The 14,806-nt window shown below is 60.4% G+C and carries 14 protein-coding genes; 12 read left to right on the top strand and 2 right to left on the bottom strand.

Annotated features, from left to right (window positions below):
* Positions 1 to 31: 31 nt before the first annotated feature.
* The 12 genes from BUE39_RS20815 (at position 32) to BUE39_RS20760 (ending at position 12,630) form a co-directional block, all read left to right on the top strand.
* Positions 32 to 1,576: a sugar ABC transporter ATP-binding protein gene (locus BUE39_RS20815; RefSeq protein WP_073430608.1), complete on the top strand. Its 1,545-nt coding sequence runs from the start codon at positions 32 to 34 to the stop codon at positions 1,574 to 1,576.
* 2 nt (positions 1,577 to 1,578) lie between these two features.
* On the top strand, positions 1,579 to 2,823 hold the full coding sequence (locus BUE39_RS20810; RefSeq protein WP_084561458.1) for an ABC transporter permease: 1,245 nt from the start codon (positions 1,579 to 1,581) through the stop codon (positions 2,821 to 2,823).
* Positions 2,824 to 2,899: 76 nt separating this feature from the next.
* Positions 2,900 to 3,094: a type II toxin-antitoxin system Phd/YefM family antitoxin gene (locus BUE39_RS20805; RefSeq protein WP_073430607.1), complete on the top strand. Its 195-nt coding sequence runs from the start codon at positions 2,900 to 2,902 to the stop codon at positions 3,092 to 3,094.
* 40 nt (positions 3,095 to 3,134) lie between these two features.
* Entirely contained in the window at positions 3,135 to 3,518 is a 384-nt protein-coding gene (locus BUE39_RS20800; RefSeq protein WP_235004916.1) for a type II toxin-antitoxin system VapC family toxin, read from the top strand.
* A 279-nt stretch (positions 3,519 to 3,797) separates the two neighbouring features.
* Positions 3,798 to 4,769 (top strand): sugar ABC transporter substrate-binding protein, encoded by a 972-nt coding sequence (locus tag BUE39_RS20795; protein WP_073430605.1) that lies wholly within the window; start codon positions 3,798 to 3,800, stop codon positions 4,767 to 4,769.
* Between the two features lie 68 nt (positions 4,770 to 4,837).
* On the top strand, positions 4,838 to 5,572 hold the full coding sequence (locus BUE39_RS20790) for an SDR family oxidoreductase (protein WP_073430604.1): 735 nt from the start codon (positions 4,838 to 4,840) through the stop codon (positions 5,570 to 5,572).
* Positions 5,573 to 5,643: 71 nt separating this feature from the next.
* Positions 5,644 to 6,498 carry an SMP-30/gluconolactonase/LRE family protein gene (locus BUE39_RS20785; protein WP_073430603.1) on the top strand — a complete coding sequence of 285 codons (855 nt, stop codon included), beginning with the start codon at positions 5,644 to 5,646 and terminating at the stop codon, positions 6,496 to 6,498.
* Between the two features lie 194 nt (positions 6,499 to 6,692).
* Positions 6,693 to 8,828 carry an acetate--CoA ligase family protein gene (locus tag BUE39_RS20780; protein ID WP_073430602.1) on the top strand — a complete coding sequence of 712 codons (2,136 nt, stop codon included), beginning with the start codon at positions 6,693 to 6,695 and terminating at the stop codon, positions 8,826 to 8,828.
* A 46-nt stretch (positions 8,829 to 8,874) separates the two neighbouring features.
* The gene (locus BUE39_RS20775; RefSeq protein WP_084561457.1) at positions 8,875 to 9,918 is read left to right on the top strand and encodes a CDP-6-deoxy-delta-3,4-glucoseen reductase; all 1,044 of its coding nucleotides are present in this window, start codon (positions 8,875 to 8,877) and stop codon (positions 9,916 to 9,918) included.
* 23 nt (positions 9,919 to 9,941) lie between these two features.
* Entirely contained in the window at positions 9,942 to 10,700 is a 759-nt protein-coding gene (locus BUE39_RS20770) for an enoyl-CoA hydratase/isomerase family protein (RefSeq protein ID WP_235004910.1), read from the top strand.
* 74 nt (positions 10,701 to 10,774) lie between these two features.
* Positions 10,775 to 11,569 carry an enoyl-CoA hydratase/isomerase family protein gene (locus tag BUE39_RS20765; RefSeq protein ID WP_073430600.1) on the top strand — a complete coding sequence of 265 codons (795 nt, stop codon included), beginning with the start codon at positions 10,775 to 10,777 and terminating at the stop codon, positions 11,567 to 11,569.
* A 269-nt stretch (positions 11,570 to 11,838) separates the two neighbouring features.
* Entirely contained in the window at positions 11,839 to 12,630 is a 792-nt protein-coding gene (locus BUE39_RS20760; protein ID WP_235004909.1) for an IclR family transcriptional regulator, read from the top strand.
* A gap of 40 nt (positions 12,631 to 12,670) precedes the next feature.
* Here the strand turns inward: BUE39_RS20760 and BUE39_RS20755 are convergent, their stop codons facing one another.
* Both BUE39_RS20755 and BUE39_RS20750 read right to left on the bottom strand, forming a co-directional pair.
* Positions 12,671 to 13,498 carry an SDR family oxidoreductase gene (locus BUE39_RS20755; protein WP_235004908.1) on the bottom strand — a complete coding sequence of 276 codons (828 nt, stop codon included), beginning with the start codon at positions 13,496 to 13,498 and terminating at the stop codon, positions 12,671 to 12,673.
* A complete protein-coding gene (locus BUE39_RS20750; RefSeq protein ID WP_073430597.1) occupies positions 13,495 to 14,613 on the bottom strand; it encodes a CapA family protein in 1,119 nt (372 codons plus the stop codon). The genes BUE39_RS20755 and BUE39_RS20750 overlap by 4 nt, the downstream gene beginning before the upstream one ends.
* Positions 14,614 to 14,806: the final 193 nt, after the last annotated feature.

Here is a 14,806-nt window from a genome sequence, read left to right as displayed (position 1 = left end):
GCCACCAGTCGAAAAATAGTAAGGAGACGAGATGCAATTGGCGGAAGAGGTTCCGCTCATGCGTCTGGAGCGAATCACAAAGACGTTCCCGAATGGGCTGGTCGCACTACGTGGTGTCGACCTTGAAATCGCCCGCGGAAAAGTCTATGGATTGCTCGGGGCGAATGGCGCGGGAAAGTCGACGTTGATCAAGATCCTCTCGGGCACGTTTCAGGCGTCGGGCGGCCAGATCATATGGCGCGGTGCGCCGGTCCAGTGGTCGACACCAAGGGAAGCGAACGAGATGGGTGTCGCGACCATTCATCAACATATTCCGCTCGTTCCGGCGCTGTCGGTCATCGAAAACGTGTTCCTCGGCGCGAGTGGCCGCTGGCGGCGCGACGCGTCGCTGCACGCGCGGTACAGCGACATCTGCGCGCGTACGGGCTATTGGCTCGATCCCGATCGGCTCGTCGGTGATCTGTCGATCGGGCAGCGCCAGATGGTTGCCGTCTTCCAGGCCCTTGGCACCGGTGCGGAACTCATCGTCATGGACGAGCCCACGGCTTCGCTTGCGACCGAGGAACGTGAAGTCGTCTATCGAATCGTGCGCCATCTGTCCCGCGTCGAGAACAAGGCGATCCTGTTTGTTTCGCACTTCCTCGACGAAGTGATGGCATTGACCGATTGCGTGACCATCCTGCGTGACGGTGAGGTAGTCGTTCGCGCCAATACGTGCGATCTCGACGAGACGCGCCTCGCGGAAGCGATCGTTGGGCGGCAACTAGTCGCGCTGGAACGGTCGCCCGCCAAACAGGTCAGCGCCAGTGCCCCGGTGCAATTGGAGTTGCGCAACCTGGCGTCGCCGGACAAGCTCAGCCCGGTTTCGCTGAAGCTCATGGCGGGGGAAGTGATCGGTATTGCAGGCCTGCTAGGCTCGGGCCGCAGCGAATTGCTGCATGCGATCTTCGGCGCCGATCCGGACGCCACCGGCGACGTGTTGGTGTGCGGCAAAGCGGTGCGTCGTTCCACGATGGCGGCGGTGAGAGCAGGAATCGGGCTCGTGCCGGAGGACCGGATGAGACAGGGCCTCGTGCCGGCGTTCGAGATTTGGCGGAATACCACGCTGCCGGCGCTCGAAGGCGTGTCTTCGCGCGGCATTTTTCCACGCCGGGAAACCGAGAGGACACGCGGGGAAGATGCGATCCGGCGATTGAAGATCAAGGCGCCATCGCCCGATTCACTCGTCACGGAACTGAGCGGCGGCAACGCGCAGAAGGTGACGATCGCCAAATGGCTGTTCAGCGATGTGAAGGTATTTTTACTCGACGAACCTACCTCCGGTATCGATATCGGCGCGAAGACCGACATTCTGCTGCTCGTGCGTGAACTCGCGGCGGCAGGCAAATCCGTCGTCATCGTTTCTTCGGAATTCGAAGAATTGCTGGCCGTGAGCCAACGGATTCTAGTGATGCGCGACGGGCGCTGCATTGCCCAACGCGAGGCGCACGGAACATCCGAGCAAGAACTAATACTGCTTGCCGGTGGCCAGAGCGCGGCCTGCACCCACGCTGCGCAACCCATGAAGAGTGTGTGACCATGAATCTTTCGACTTCTAAAGACCAGCCGGTCCAATCGTTCGACGCCGCCAGCGGCCAGCCGGCCGTCAACCGCACCGGCGGAGCGGGCGCGCAGCCACCGTCCATGCCGTTGCGCCGCCTGCTGGGTGTTCGGGAGATGGGCGTTTATTACGCACTGATTTTTCTGGTGCTTATTCTTTCGGCAATCACCGCCTATACGGGACAGGCTAACTATCTTTCCGTCAACAACATTACGAATGTGCTTTACCAGTCTTCGCTAGTCGCGATGATCGCGGTGGCCATGACGGTCATTCTCATTACGGGAAACTTCGATCTATCGGTTGCATCAGTAGCGGCGCTGTCGGCTGCCGTGATGGTCACTGCGGCCGATGCCGTCGGCTTCTGGCCCGCGGCGTTCCTTGGCGTTTTCGTCGCCATGCTGGTCGGCGTGTTGAATGGCGCGATCGTCCAGTATCTCGGCATCAATGCGTTCATCGTGACGCTCGGCACGCTGACCGCGATACGCGGCGTCGTGCAGATCGTGACCGATGGCCGCTCGCTGACCGTGTCGGATTCCGACGCGCTGTCCGCCATGCAAACGTTCGAGGCTGGACGGGTGCACATTGCGTTGACGCTGCTCGTTCTCGGGATTGCGTTGGTCGCGAGAGGGCTGCTGGTTGCTTCGCGGGCGCGGCGTGCAGGGCGTGGAATGACATCCTCGGTATTCACGATCGTAGGCGGCCTGTGCCTGATCGCGATGCCCGCGCTTGGCGGTTCGGAACTGACCGTTCAAAAGCCCGTCGTTTACATGGCGGCCTTTACGGCGGTTGTCTGGTTTGTTCTGACGTTCACGACGACGGGCAGAAGGATCTATGCCGTCGGCGGCAACCCTGAGGCAGCGCGCTTGTCCGGGATTAATGTAAAGCGCTACAAGATGGCGGCGTTCATTCTCTGCAGCGGGGTAGCGGGCGTGGGCGGTGTGTTGTTCGGCAGCCGGCTCGGCGCGATCAACCCGACGGCGATGCAGGGCCAGGAACTTGCGGTCATTGCTTCGGCGATCCTTGGCGGCACCTCGCTCTACGGTGGTTCAGGCAGCGTGATCAAGACCCTGGCCGGGACGCTGCTGCTCGTCACGCTGGCAAACGGCTTCAATATTCTGAACCTCGGCGCGAATTATCAAGGTTTGATCGAGGGCACCGTCATCATTATTGCCGCCGCCATCTACACGGTCGGCGGGTCGCGCCGGGGCGGAAAATCGCATTGATTGGGAAGCGCGGTTATGCGCTGCTTTGCAGCGATATGCAGCGCCTGATGGTGACGGGAGCGACGGGAGATCGGCGATGGAAAAACGGGTGTCGAAAGCGAACTTCAAAGCAAAGGCCTGCGAATTGTTCAGGCAGGTAGAAATGCTGGGCGAGAGTGTCATCGTAACCGATCACGGACGGCCGACTATCGAGGTTCGGCGTTATCCGGTGCAGCAAAAGAATCCTTTCGACGTGCTGCGAGCCGCGGTCGTGCGTTGCGTCACCGATTGACAGGCCTCGCGTCCAGCAACCCGGGAGATCAACCGTGATCATGCTCGATACACAGGCACTGGTCGCGTGGATCACCGGCCAGGGAACACTGAGCACTGCCGCACGCGAGAAGATCGAGCGCGAACGGGAGGCGGGGGAAACCGCTATTTCGGTAATCAGCGTTCTGGAGTTGGGCCGCTACATCGACGACGGCAGGCTTCAGTTGTCGATAGATAAGCGCAGATGGCTGATGGCGTTGACGTCGATCGAAGGTCTGCATGTGATGCCAGTCGATATGGCGGTCACGCTCCGGGCTGCGGTGTTTCCGTCCGAGCTTGCTTCAAACGAACGACTGATTGCCGCCACAGCGATCATGCTCGGTTGCGAACTTGTTACGCCGGACGCGCGACTGCGCAAACTCGTCTATGTGGAGACGATCTGGTGAGTCACGGGTAAAGCCGCTGCAGCGAGGGTAGGGAGCGAATCAGATACATGTCGCTTCCGCTTGGCTGCCGCAGAAGTTTCGGTGATTGGAACGTATTTCATTTATGTTGACGGTTGATATCGGCAAGTCTAGAGTGGTGACAGTCTCTGAGTCGGTAATTGCAGAATGCCGATACGGGGTGACAGGTGCGGGCGTAGCGAGGTTCCCGTGGTACTGGGCAGCGGATGCTTCGGCATTCGGCTACATCGGCAAAAACAAATGACAATTCAGGAGACAAACATGAACAGGATGTCGAGGACAATCAAGTTGGCAGGACTTACTGCCATCGTTTCGCTGACGGCTGGCGTAGTGCAGGCAAAGCAGATCACGCTGGCTTATATAGCCGACAGCATGCAGTTCCCGTATGACGTTTCGCTAGGGAAGGGGTTTCAGGAGGCGTGCAAGGAACTCGGCTGCAAGGCGCTCGTGCTGGACGCGCAGGCTAGCGTCGCGAAGCAGGCGAACGCTGTCGACGATCTGATCACCCAGAAGGTCGACGGCATCGCGATGATTCCGGTTGACTCGGTTGCCGCACGAGCTTCGGTGGACAAAGCCGCGCAAAACAACGTCCCGATCGTGTCGGCTGCGGCGCAGATTGGCGACCCGAATAAGACGCCGCTCAAAGACGTCTACACAAAACTCACCGCGCTTGTCACCACCGATGACGTTGCCGCGGGCGCCCGAGCGGGCGAACTTGCCGCGAAAGTGCTCCCGAAGGATCGCGTTGTAACGATTGCGGTCATCGAAGGGGCGCCGGGATTTGCGGCGGTTCGGCAGCGTAGTGCCGGCTTTAAGGAAGCGCTCGATAAGGCAGGGATCAAGTATACGATCGTTGCATCGCAGCCAACGGACTGGACGCCCGAGAAAGGCGAGTCCGTTTGCCAGAATGTTCTGGTCGCTCATCAGGACCTGGACCTGTTCTTTAGTCAAGCCGACGACATGGCGATTGGCTGCGCGCGCGCCGTCCGGTCGAGCAATGCCAAAACGAAGATCATTGCCACGGCCGGTGGCTCCCGTCTGGGCAACGACGCAATCAAAAGCGGCCGGATCTACGGCTCCGTCTGTACCAAACCGGAGACACTCGGCAGGCTGACGGCCAAGGCGCTTTATGACGCCGCCACCGGTAAGAACACGGCGAAGGCGCAATTCATCACCTATGACACTCCGGCAATCACGAAGGAAAATCTTTCGGTTTGTCCGGCCGAATGGTGATCCGTGCAGGAGTCCTGCTGTACTAACGGTACCGGGGCGCAACGAAGGAAATTGGAGGGCAAAGGACAATGACTCAACTGGCAGGCAAGAAGGTACTCATCACCGGTGCGTTGGGCACGATCGGGCGTGCGCTGGTATCGCGTTTCGCAGAAGAAGGTGCAACGGTCATCGCGCTCGACCGGCCGGACGCCGCGAGTGCGCAGGAAACGTTAGGCAAGGACGTGCGATATTTCGGCTGCGATCTGAACCAGCTGTCCGCTACCGAGACTGCCGTGTCGAAACTGGCCGACGAGGTGGGCGGAATCGACGTGCTGATCAACAACGCGGCGCTCGTCATCATGAAACCGTTCGAGAGTTTTTCGATCGAGGAATACGAAGATCAGGTCCGGATCAATTCCTCGGCCGCGTTCGTGCTGGCACGAGCGTGCAGCCCCGCGATGAAGGCAAAAAAATACGGGAAGATCGTCAACGTCACGTCGCTCACGCTGACGGGCCGCTGGGATGGCTATGTGCCGTACATCGCTTCGAAGGGCGCTCTCTACGGGCTGATCAAGGGGCTCGCGCGTGAACTCGGCGCTCATGGCATCAACGTGAACGGCATTTCACCGGGAGCCGTTGTTTCGGAAGCCGAATTCCGTGATCGTGCGGACACCCGCGAGCAATACCATAACTGGATTCTTGAGAACCAGAGCCTGAAGCGGCGGATTCAGGCCGTCGACGTCGCGAACCTCGCGGTTTTTCTCTCGTCGTCGCAGTCCGACGCAGTCTCAGGACAAAACATCCAGATCGACGGAGGTTGGTAACGCAAGAACCGGCCGCTGGTCCAGGTGGCCGGCGCATCTTGAGCGCTGTGGAGAAAACAGCGGGAGGGGACATGAGAACATACCAGCCGTTGCTTTTCGCAGAAGATTTCATTTTCCTCGAAGCGCCGCGTTGGCGAGATAACCGGCTCTGGGTTTCGGACGTATTCGATCACACTGTATACGTGCTCGGTCTGAACGGCGTGCGCGAGAAAGTCTGCACTGTGCCGCATCGGCCTTCCGGCCTTGATTTTCTGCCGGACGGAACACCGGTCGTTGTGTCATCGAAGGACCGCAGGCTGATGAAGATCGTCGGCGATACGATTGTGGAGTACGCGGACCTGTCAGGATTCGCGTCGGGCGACCTCAATGATTTCGCCGTCGATGCTCTGGGCCGGATCTACGTTGGCAACTTCGGTTACGACTACGACGCTGGCGAGCCGCGAGCAGTTACCGCACTGCACCGGGTCGACCCTGATGGCTCGATCAGCGTCGCGGCGGTGGGGCTGGATTTCCCGAATGGGGCGGTCATCGTCGACGGCGGCAGGACGCTTATCGTGGCAGAGACGTGGATCGGACGACTGACCGCGTTTGACATAGACGAACACGGAGTGCTCGGAAATCGACGCGTGTTTGCGGAACTCGGCGAACGTCAGCCGGACGGCATTTGCGCAGACGCGGATGGCGGCATCTGGACCGCTTCCTTCAATACCGGCGAGTTCCTTCGCGTGCGTGCTGGAGGGGCGATTACCGATGTCATCGAACTGAAAGGTCATGCGATCTCCTGCACGCTGGGAGGCGACGATGGACGCCAGCTCTTTTGCACATCTTATAGCGGCACGCTCGACGAACTGGTTGCGCGCAAACGAAACGGCGTCGTGCATACAGTTCAGGTTGATGTGCCGGCGTTCCCCGCTTCTGGAGCTTGACGGTTTTCTATCTTGCCAGGTAGGCGCGCGCTGTCCGTCGTCGAGCGGTCTACAGTTGGTTTTATCGACGTGGTCTTGCAGATCGTTCCAGCGCGTCTTCGCGATGGGGATGCGACATCGACATAGCAGCCTGCGTCTGACTATGTGTTCCGATCCCTCCGATTTCTAATTCATGATGTGGTAACAGTAACGACATGAGCGACAAAGACTTCAAATATCTGTTCGAGCCGCGGTCGATTGCGGTGGTGGGCGTTTCCGACGATGCAGGGCGGCCCGGTTCGCAGGCTGTCCGTGCGCTCCTGAACAATGGTTACGCCGGAAAGATCTTTCCCGTTAACCCGAAATATGAGCAGTTCGAAGGACTGCGATGCTTTGGCTCGGTGTCCGAGATTGACGAGCCGATCGATCTGGTTGTGGTTGGCGTGCCCGCAGCCGGCGTGTTGCCGGTTCTCGAAGCCAGCGTGGAGAAGCACGTCCCCTTCGCCGTTGTGCTGAGCGGCGGATTCCGCGAAAGCGGTCCGGAAGGCATCGAACGCGAGCAGCGCATGCTTGAGCTCGCCCGCCGTGGCGGTATGCGCATTATCGGGCCGAACTGCCTCGGCTTTGCAAACATCCATTCGAATGTTTACGCGGCCTTCGGCAGCATCACGCGGGAGCCGAAGCTGAAACGCGGCGGCGTGTCGCTGGTTACCCAAAGCGGCGGTTTCGGGTACAGCCTGGCACTGGCGTGTTCTGCGGCGGGAATTGGGTTTCGTCACGTGATCGCGACCGGCAACGAGACGGACATCGACACCGTTCAGCTGATCGATGCGTTGCTCGACGATCCCGAGACGCAAATCATCCTCGCGTACATCGAGGGGACCCGCGACGGCCGCGCTTTGCTCGACGTGGGGCGCCGGGCGATGGCGGTGGGAAAACCCGTGCTGCTCTGGAAGGGGGGCGTTACCGAGCAAGGTGCGCGCGCGGCCGCGTCGCACACAGCCAGCATGACGGGTACTTACGACTTTTACCGAGCGCTGTTCAAGCAAACCGGCATCATTGAGATCAATGAAATTCACGAGGCGGCCGATTATCTCAAAGCGCTCGCCGGCGCGAAATATCCGCAGGGAAACGGTGTCGCCGTAATGGGCGTTTCCGGCGGCTCTGCGATTGTTTTCGCGGATGCGGGAGAGCCGGAAGGGCTGTCGTTGTGCGAACTCGACGTACAGACGCAGCACAAGTTGCAGGCAGTCGTGCCGAACATCGGCGCAGTGCATAACCCGATCGATCTTACGGCTGGCTACTTCTCTCCGAATAACGGCGAGAAGCTCGCGACGGCGGTGCAGGCCGTGCTGGACGCGCCGAATGTCCATGCAGTCTGCGTCAATCTCGCCACTACCGGCAAGGTGGGAAGTCTCGCCGCGGCGGAAGTGCTCGCCCGCCTGGCAGCGGCGGCAACCAAGCCGATCGTCGTGTTCTCGTCTGCACCGGCAAGCGAAATCGGCGACGCGCTTGCGCGATTCGACGAGGCAAACATTGCTGTGCTCCCATCGCCGTCGGGTGCTGCGAGATCGATCGCGATGCTTGCACGGTATGAACAGGCGAAGCGTCGCGTGTCTCGCGAGCAGGGGGCGAATTCCGTTGCCACGAGCCCGGCGGACGGACGCATTACGGCGACTGGCGGTGCACTCTCCGAGAATGATTCAAAGAAGATTTTGGCTGCGGCAGGCATCCCTGTAACGAGGGACGTCATCGTAACCACCGCCGACGGCGCGGTGTTCGACGACCTCAAGGCGCCGTTGGTGGTGAAGGTCGTGTCCGCGGACATTCCACATAAGACCGAAGTGGGCGGCGTCAAGGTTGGCATTCAAACAAGGGCCGACCTGAAGCAAGCGATCGACGAAGTTCTCGCGAATGCGAGAAAACATGTCCCGACCGCGCGTATCGACGGCGTGCTCGTATCGGAGATGGTGCGCGGCGGGTTCGAGCTCATTGCGGGCGTCGTGAACGATGTCGTGTTCGGTCCTGTCGTGGTAGTGGGTGCGGGCGGAATTTATGCGGAGCTGCTTGGCGACTCGGCCTGCCGGCTCGCTCCTTTCGACGAAAAAACCGCGCGCGAAATGGTCGATGAGCTTCAGTGCCGCCGCATCATGGACGGCGCAAGGGGTGGCGCCGCGCTCGACGTCGACGCGATTGCTTCTGCACTGGCCGCGCTGTCCCGCTTCGCATGGGAGAACCGGGAAAGCGTTCAGGAGATCGATATCAATCCGCTCTTTGCACTGCCCGAGGGTGTCGTCGCAGCCGATGCACTCATCGTTGCTCGCGGGACCGCCGGCGCGCGTTCGGAATGATGGAGCATGAGCGGTGAGCGATGTGGAACATTCAGGTGACCTTCTTATGAACGATGAACTCGCGATTGGCGACAGCTACCCTGTGACGTTCGAACCGCTCGACCGCACTCTCGCCGTGCGGCGGGCGGAGACAATACTTTCCGCGGCGCTCGCGAGCGGTTACCCGTTGGCATATAACTGCAGGAATGGGATCTGCGGCTCGTGCAAGGCGAAGGTCACGCAAGGCCTGGTCGATCACGGGGAAACGGCGTGTCGCGGCATTTCGGAAAAGGAGCAGAGCGAGGGTTTCGCGTTACTCTGCCAGGCAAAGCCGCTTTCCGCGGTGACGGTCGTTTGCCAGGTTGTCAATGCCGTCGAGGGCGTGCCGCTCCGGCGCGTTGCTGCCCGCGTTCACGAACTGGACCGGCTTGCGGACGACGTGATGCGCATCAGGCTCAAGATGCCGGCGAAGGATCCGATCAAGTATCTGCCGGGTCAATACATCGACATCCTGATGAATGGCGGAATTCGCCGCAGCCTTTCGGTGGCCAGCTCGCCGAACGACGGCGAATTCATCGAGCTTCACCTGCGCAACTACGGTGGCCCGTTCAGCACCCACGTGTTCAACAAGATGAAGGTCAGCGATCTGCTTCGTCTCGAGGGCCCGATGGGAACATTTTTTATTCGAGATGAGAGCGAAAAGCCGATTGTCTTTGTCGCAAGCGGGACCGGGTTCGCGCCGATCAAGTCGATGATCGAACACGAAGTACGCAAGCAAAGTCGTCGTTCGATGAGGCTCTACTGGGGCGGCCGGCGACCCTCCGACCTCTACCTCGATACGCTTGCGCAACAGTGGGTGAAGGAACACGGCATCACCTATGTCCCCGTCGTCTCCGATCCTCGGCCGGAAGATCGATGGACCGGGCGGACGGGGTTCGTGCATCGCGCGGTGATGGAGGATTTTCCGGATCTGTCCGGCCATCAGGTTTACGCGTGTGGTGCACCCATCGTCGTTCAATCCGCACAGCAGGATTTCACCGCGGAGTGCAAGCTTCCGGAAAGCGAGTTCTACGCGGACATGTTCGTGTCGAGCACACCGTCGAATCCGTAAGCGGGAAGGCCTGGCGCTGCGATGTGCAAGTCAATCAGAGATCAACAGGGTTCGAAATGGAAACAGCGGTGAGCCATGTAATTGTCGACAGACACGACGACGTGCTCTGGATTACGGTCAATCGTCCGGAGAAAGCGAATGCAATGACGGTCGCAATGGTCGAGCAGATAAGCGAGGCAATCGTCGCGGGTGGCGGGGACCCGGCGATCCGGGCGGTATTGCTGACGGGAGCTGGCGAGCGGCTCTTTACAGCAGGCGTGGACGTCCGCGAGAAAGCAGAAGACGGCGACGTCGCGCGCCAACGCGAGCGGCGCTCGCGCGCCTTGGCGGCACTGCAGGATGCGGTGATCGATGCGCCCAAACCCGTGGTGGTCGTGCTCAACGGTGCAGCAATCGGCGGTGGTGCGATGCTCGCACTTCTCGCCGACGCGTGTGTCGCGGTGGACACGGCGGAACTCGCATTGCCTGAAATAGATCTCGGCATCGCGACCTATTCCGGCGCAAACATTCTCGCGACGATTGGTGGACGTGCGCTGGCACTGGATCTGATACAGAGCGGGCGGAGAATGCCCGCAAGCGAGGCGATGAGCCGCGGGCTGCTGCAGAGTGTGGCGTCGCGCGACGGCCTCACGAGCGCGGCGATGGCGGTTGCCACAAAGCTCGGCGAAAAGGATGCCGCGGTGTTCGCGGACAACAAGCGCTGGATTAATCGCGCATTGAAGGCTGCGTTGGCCGAGGCACGGGAAGAACACGCACGCCATCGGGCACGTGCCGCGCAGTGACGTTAAATCCGGACCGAGCAGGTACTCCCGGAAAAGGCTACGGAAGGATTTCAAAAAGGAGAAGGGAGCTCAGAATGGCGGATCTTGAAATCAGTATCGTCGATCGCGTAATGGTCGCGCGGTTGAATCGGCCGCAAACGAAAAATGCGCTCAGCGAAGACATGCTGGAACTGCTTCGAAACGCGCTGAGATCGGCCAATGACGACGCCGCGATTGGCTGTTTCGTCATCACGGGAGCGGGCGATGCGTTTTGCTCGGGCGGCGATCTCGGGCGGCGCTCGGCGGAAGACGCGGCGCTCGATCCCACGCCGCTCGAACGCAGACATCGCCTGCAGAACGTTACGCACAAGGTTGCGCTCGCGGTGGAGGAATTCGAAAAGCCTCTGATTGCGGCGGTGAATGGCGCCGCGGTCGGCGCGGGGATGGATCTGTCGCTGATGTGCGACATGCGTTTCGCCGGCGTTTCCGCCCGATTCGCGGAAGCGTACATCCGTGTCGGGTTGCTACCCGGCAATGGCGGCTGTTATTTTTTGCCGCGGCTCGTCGGTCCCGCGAAGGCGCTCGAGCTTCTATGGACGGGTGAGTTCGTGTCCGCCGAAGAGGCTCTGAGGATCGGGATCGTCAATCGCATGTTCAGCGACGAGTCCCTGATCGACGAAACGCTCGCATTCGCGAAGCGCCTCGCCGACGGACCGCCGATCCAGTTGCGTGACATCAAGAAGCTCATGTATCAGTCGATGAAAACCGACTTGCGAACGAGCCTCGAATCGGTCGCATCGCACATGGCGGTCGTGCAATCGACTGCCGATTACAAGGAAGCGATCCAGGCTTTCAAGGAGAAGCGAAAGCCGACATTCCAGGGCAAGTGACGAGGCCGGTGGTCCGGTCGCGAGGGAATCGCGCGCTTGATACGAGCTGATGCGAACTGATACGAGCGCGGCGATGCGGGCTGGTTCTAGCCGCTGACGTTTGCCCGGCGTTCTGTCATCGCCACATGAGCGCGGCGGCTGGCAGAGCCGGGTCGCGGCAATTCCGCCGCCAAACGACGATGGCTCAATGAAACGTATCCCGGTCAGTGGAACCACGTGCTAACATACGCGGGCTACATCGCCCGTTTCGCCGGTCGCCGCCTTTTGCGTTGGCCGGCACTTGGCACACCAAGTCTAAACAAATCCCACGATGGAATACTGCCGATATGATGCGCTCAGTTCAACGTATCCTCGCCGTTTTTGAAAGTTTCAGTGCCGAGCGAAGCAGTCTGTCGCTCCAGGAGATCGCAGACCGGATCGAATTGCCGAAGTCCACCACGTTCCGGATCGTGCAAAGCCTGGAGCGCGCGGGGTATCTGGTCCGTCTGGAGGACAGTCAATATTGCCTGTCGTTCCGATTCACGAGCCTGGCAGGTCTTGTTCGCAGCACGCTCGGCATTCGCGAGATTGCCCGTCCGTTCCTGCTGACGCTGGCGGAGGAAACGAAGGAAACGGTTTCTATCCATACGATCAGCGGCACGGATCGCGTCTGCATCGATTCCGTTTCAACCGCGTCGGCGCCGCTGCGTGCCGTCGTTCAGGCCGGAGAACATATTCCGTTGCTGAAGGGTTCGGCGTCGAAGGTGCTAATGGCATATTTGCCGAAAACGGAACTGGCGCCGATCGTCACCAACGTTGCGCGCGCCGGCAAGCGAACCAAGAGTGACGTGCTCGAGGAACTGGAACGGGTTCGTGAGCAGGGTTATGCGGTCTCCCACGGCGAGCGGCTCCTCGGCATCTCGGCGATTTCGGCACCGATCAGGGATTTCAACGACGAGGTGCACTACTGTCTGTCCGTCGGTGCGCCAACCGTCAGAATGCAAATGCACGAGAAGGAATTCATCAAGCTCGCCGTGAATGCAGCCAAGGACATTTCGCGGCAATTCGGCGGAAAAACGTGACATAGAGAAAGCCCGTGTCCGAGCCTTCCTCTGGCCACGGTTAGAAGAGCGAGCCGACCATGCCTCCTTCAACGGCGATGGTCGACCCCGTGATGAATCCCGCTTGCATGGAGGCGAGAAACGTTACGACGCCGGCGAGTTCTTCCTGCGTGCCCATGCGTCCCAACGGTGTGAGCTTCTTACGAGCCGTGGCCTGATCCGCAGTGTAGGCGGCCGTACCCGTGCGGTGCGGCGTTTCAATGAGCGCCGGCGCCACGCAGTTGGCGGTGATGCCTTTGGAGCCGAGCTCATTCGCCAGATGCTTCATGTAGGCGGTCACGCCCGCGCGGAACACGGTCGACAGGCTATGGTGCGGCATTGGCGACTTCACGGAAGCCGACGTGACCGCGATGAGGCGGCCCCAGCCGCGATCCTGCATGAGCGGAATCATCCGGCCAAGTACGTGAATGGCGCTCCACAACTGATTCCGATAAGCCTCGTCCCACCGTGCCGCGTCCGATTCGTCCACCGTTGCGCGGATCGGGTTAGGCGGGCGGCTTGTATTGAGCACGACGATGTCCGGGCCGCCAAATTCGCCCTCGAGTACGGTCGCGAGCCGCTGTACATCATTTTCGACGCGCATGTCGCCCGGCACCCCCACGGCTCGGACACGATATTTCTGCTCGATCTCGTCGGCCACCGTGCGCAGCGTGTCGGCCGATCGCGCAAACAGCACGACGTTCACGCCTTCCGCAGCCAGTGCGTGCGCAATGTTTTTGCCCATTCCGCCGCTCGACGCAGTCACGAGGGCCGTCTTTCCATTGATCCCTAAGTCCATGTTCATGCTCTCAAAGCTGATGTAAAAGGAATGCGGGGCAGGCCTCGTCAAGCGGAAACGATCACCTCGTCACCCTCGACGCTAAAGCGGTGCGGCATGTCTTGCGACACCCACTCCATGTACGAGAGCACTTCGTTGAACCGGCGGTCGTCCGCACGGAGCACCTCGGGACGATACTGCCTGTCGATTGCCATTGGCAGGAACGATGTACGTACGATGCCTTCCCCGGACACCTGTGCCTTTGCCAGCAAGCTTAACGTGCACGCTTTCCCATATGGCATCAGCGGATAATCCGGATCGAGATCCGTGTGATTTCGCACGGCACCATGCGCCCACGCGGGTTCTTCTCGCCAGGACGGCGCGGCGAACGGCTTGGTCATTGCGAATACGCCGAGGCTGTAGAAAATAGTCTTGCCCTTATACACCTCGATCGCCTTCGGTATATGCGGAGAATGCCCGACGACAAGGTCGGCGCCCGCGTCGATCGCCGCATGCGCGACCGCGACGTGATAGTCGGGGATGATGCGCGGCAGGCGAATCACGCCGGCATGAAAAGCTAGAACGGCTATGTCGACGTGGCGGCGCAACGCCGTCAGGTCTTCCAGCAACATCTCGAGGTCGCGCGGATCAGGTTCGGTTCTAATTCGAACCGATTCATGAGGTCCGCGGGTTTCGTAACAGGTCTTGATGCCGATATTCATCACACCCGGCTTGTTCGGGCCGGCATCGGTGCCGCGGGCGGCAACCGACGTGTACCCGAGATAACCGACCTTTATGCCGTTTTTTTCGACAATCGCGGGCTGGCGGGCTTCAGCGCGGTTCCTGCCGGCACCCGTCACCAGTACGCCGCGCCCGGTCATCAGCGCTCTCGTATCGAGCATCGCTTCGGCGCCGGCGTCCAGACTATGATTGTTTGCCATCGTCACGGCGTCGAACAGCCCGCTGGTGAAGATCTGCGCCATCTCGACCGGTTGACAGACCTGAGGCGCATGTTCCGTCTTCACGCCGCGCGCCGAATAGGCGCGCATGCAGTTGATGAAGCGGAAGTCGGCGCTCTCCAGTGCGGGCCGGACGAGTTCGGTGTACCCCTCGATCGGAAAACCGTCCGCCGGGCCGTGAACCGGGCCGCAATCCCCTGCGATCAACAACGATGGTAGCTTTGTCACTGCTCCTCCTCAGGGCCGTAAGCCGTTCTGCCGAGACCACATTTTCACGCATGCAAGGCAGGCCGGGCAATGTATTTGGTTTCATTGATCGGAACGCATGCTGGTAACCAGAACCTATGATAGCATCACTTCCTACGCTGGATAGGAGTACCTTTCGGTCTCGCGCGAAGTCGGTCAACGAAATGCGCGGTCG

It is taken from the genome of Paraburkholderia terricola (genome assembly GCF_900142195.1).
GTDB classification, from domain to species: domain Bacteria; phylum Pseudomonadota; class Gammaproteobacteria; order Burkholderiales; family Burkholderiaceae; genus Paraburkholderia; species Paraburkholderia terricola.
Note: the sequence above shows the minus strand (reverse complement) of the source record. Positions and strands in the feature narration are given on the sequence as shown.